The organism is Longibacter sp., assembly GCF_051155795.1.
In the GTDB taxonomy this organism is placed as follows: domain Bacteria; phylum Bacteroidota; class Rhodothermia; order Rhodothermales; family Salinibacteraceae; genus Longibacter.
Window position 1 is genome coordinate 1 of record NZ_DAXETW010000094.1, and the last position, 2,988, is coordinate 2,988.

Annotated in this window: 3 protein-coding genes; 2 read left to right on the top strand and 1 reads right to left on the bottom strand. The window is 64.0% G+C overall.

Translation table 11 applies throughout. The annotated features are described in order from the left end of the window. Positions 1–2,091, top strand: a 2,091-nt coding sequence (locus ACFCU0_RS10275; protein WP_434973577.1) for a PAS domain S-box protein, incomplete at its 5' end; no start/stop codon positions are given. Positions 2,092–2,214: 123 nt separating this feature from the next. Here the strand turns inward: ACFCU0_RS10275 and ACFCU0_RS10280 are convergent. Further along, positions 2,215–2,430 carry a hypothetical protein gene (locus ACFCU0_RS10280; RefSeq protein WP_434973578.1) on the bottom strand — a complete coding sequence of 72 codons (216 nt, stop codon included), beginning with the start codon at positions 2,428–2,430 and terminating at the stop codon, positions 2,215–2,217. Positions 2,431–2,779: 349 nt separating this feature from the next. On the opposite strand from ACFCU0_RS10280, the gene ACFCU0_RS10285 reads away from it, so the two are divergent. Further along, positions 2,780–2,988 (top strand): hypothetical protein (locus ACFCU0_RS10285; RefSeq protein WP_434973579.1); only part of this gene is annotated, 209 nt, incomplete at its 3' end.

Sequence of the window (2,988 nt, forward strand, 5' to 3'; positions counted from 1 at the left end):
CTTCTCGACGCGGTCCTTCCCCCACATGCTCCCCGGTTTCTTGCGGCAACGCCCCTCGGGGCGGTCCCCGGTGCGACGCTCTGCGTGGCCAGTGCCGAGCCACGGGCCCCCGACGCAGAACTGCACGCCGCCCTGGCCGATCTGGCCCACGTCGCCGGTTCGTCGTGGACCCATCCGCTTCGCCCCGACGCACCGCCGCCGACGCGGTCTCTCCCGGCACGCCCGGCTCGTCGCTCTGAGATGTCCACGGATACGCCCGTTTCGCCGGACGCGGCGGACCGCCCGCGGTCGCTGGCGTTTATCGAATGGGACGGCGACGGGCACGTGGTCGACTGGAGTCCCGCGGCCGAGTCGATCTTCGGCTACAGCCGGGCCGAGGCGAAGCGCCTCTGGCTGCTCGACATCGTCGCGCCCGGCGACCGCGACCAGGTCGAGCGCGTGTGGAATCGGCAGGTCGAGCAGGAGGGCGGTTACTTCAGCTACAACGCCAACCTGACCCGGGATGGACGCGTCATCCTGTGCGAGTGGCACAATACCCCCCTCGTCGATGACAACGGGACCGTCGTGGGTGTGATCTCACTCGTCCAGGACGTAACCCATCGTGAGGCGGAGGCCCGGGCGGTTCGAGAAACCAAGGAGTTCGCCGAGAACCTGATCGTGACGATGCAGGACGGCGTGCTCGTATTCAACCCCGCCGGCACGACGATCCAGGTCAACGAAGCGTTCTGCGCGATGACCGGCTTCTCGCGCGATGACCTCCTCGGGACGACCATCCCGTATCCATTCTGGCCCCGGGAGGAGTACGAACCGTTGTGCGTGGCTTTCGACCCGGCCGTGGGGCGGGAGGCGTCCTACAACCTGACCCTGAAAAAGCGCGACGGGACCCGTTTCCCCGTCATTATGCATCCGTCGGCCGTACGGAGCCAGGATGGAGGCGTGCTCAGCTACGTGGCAACGATACGAGACGTGACGCGGGAACGAGAGGCCGAACGGGGGCTGGAACGGGAGCGCGATCTTTTGGAGACGATCTTCGACGCCATCCCGGTCATGATCCTCGTCCACGACGCCGAGACCGGGGTGTTGCGCGTGAATCGTGCGTTCGAGACGACGGTCGGGTCCGGGACCGCGCGCATGCCCGGCATCCAGATCGACCTCGACCCGGAGGCTCAAGTCGTGATGCGGTCATTCATCGATGCCCTACCGCCGAGGTGGACGGACATTACGGTCACGCGGCACGATGGAAACGTGGTCGAGAGCTCGTGGATCGGCGTGCGAGGCGCCGGCGGGACCCGGCTCGGCATCGGCATCGACGTCACGGAGCGCACCCGGAGGGCGGAGGCGCTCGAGCGGGCCCGAGATGCGGCCGAAGAGATGAATCGACTGAAGTCTGCGTTCCTCGCGAACATGAGCCACGAAATCCGAACCCCGCTGACAGCCATTCTCGGATTCTCGGAAGCCATCCGCGAGTCGCTCGACTCGCCGCATGTCCCGCCGGACGACCTCGCCATCGCCGCGGATTTCGCGCAACGCATCGAGCGCGGCGGCCGGCGGCTGCTGGACACGCTGAACTCCGTGCTCGACCTGTCTCGCCTGGAAGCGGGTACGATGACCGTCCGGCCCGCCTCGGTGAACCTTGTCGAAGAAGTTCGGGAAGCGATCGAATTGGTTCGACAACATGCCGAGGATAGCGGCGTCGCGGTGGAGTTCGTGCCGAAGAAGACCATCCACGCACGGACGGATCGAGCCGCCCTCCATCGCGTGTTGAGCAACCTGATCGGAAATGCAATCAAGTTCACGCCGTCCGGCGGCCGAGTGACGTGCACGGTGGATGCGGACCCGGACTCCGTTCACATTGGAGTCGAAGACACGGGCATCGGGATCGACGCAGCATTTCTGCCCCGAATGTACCGGCCGTTTGAGCAGGAATCAGCCGGTTTGGGCCGGACCTTCGAGGGCAGTGGGCTCGGGCTGACGATCACCGCCCAGCTTGTCGACCTGCTTGAGGGGTCGATCGACGTGAAAAGTGAGAAGGGGACCGGCACCCGCGTCACCGTGACGCTGCCGCGAGCGATCGCCGGCGATCGGCGATAATGTCCGACCCGCACAAAAAACCGCCGACCTGCGAGGGGAACGCAGATCGGCGGAAAAATCCGGACCGAAAACAGCCCGAGGCGGGCGGGAAAGGGCCCGGGGCACGGCGCCCCAACCCTTAAGCTATCCGACCGTCTCGGCCTCTTCCTTCGTTTCGGGGACGGGCGCAATCTCAAAGCGAACGCCCTGGTCACCCGGGTACGGCTCGTGGTGGTCGTGCTTGTTCTTCCAGATGTCCTGCGGGATGCCTTCCGGGAAGGCGTTGCACGCATGCTCGTCGGAGCGATTCCGATCGAGGTGCTTGCAGGACGTGCACATCGGTTGAATATCTTGGGACATAACCAGGCTGGGATGTCAGGAGGGCGTCGCTATCTAAATTTCTGTGATTCCAAACGTCTGCGCGAGAAAAGTAGATCCACGCGGCACGATATTTAGAGGCGGTCTAAATCACCTCGAGCGCACATCTTCCGGACGGGTCTCCGTGCTGTAGGGAATCGCCCTACACCCATCCGATCGGCCTCCTGACGCTGCAACCGCCGTTTTCTCGGGCAGCGCCTCCGCGAATTGCGTCTGAACTTCATGGTCGTGACTTGACGAACTGCCGCCTATTTGCGTTTATCTGGATGCAGTCTAAATAGAGTGGCGTAACGCTCTTGCAAACACGCGCGTCTCACCTTCTCTCTCGCTTATGTCCACGACGGCTGAACTCGCGAATTTCGAGAAAGAAGCCCCCGTCGGCTTCTCGTTCTGCGATCGCCCCTGCACCGGATGCTATAAATATTGCCTCGAAGGCAAAGGGTGCACGCTCGGCGTTCTATTCGAAACGTCGTGCGACGTGTTCTTCGAGTGGCTGACGGAGGACGGACAACCGGTCGACTATCCGCCCCGCCTGCGCTA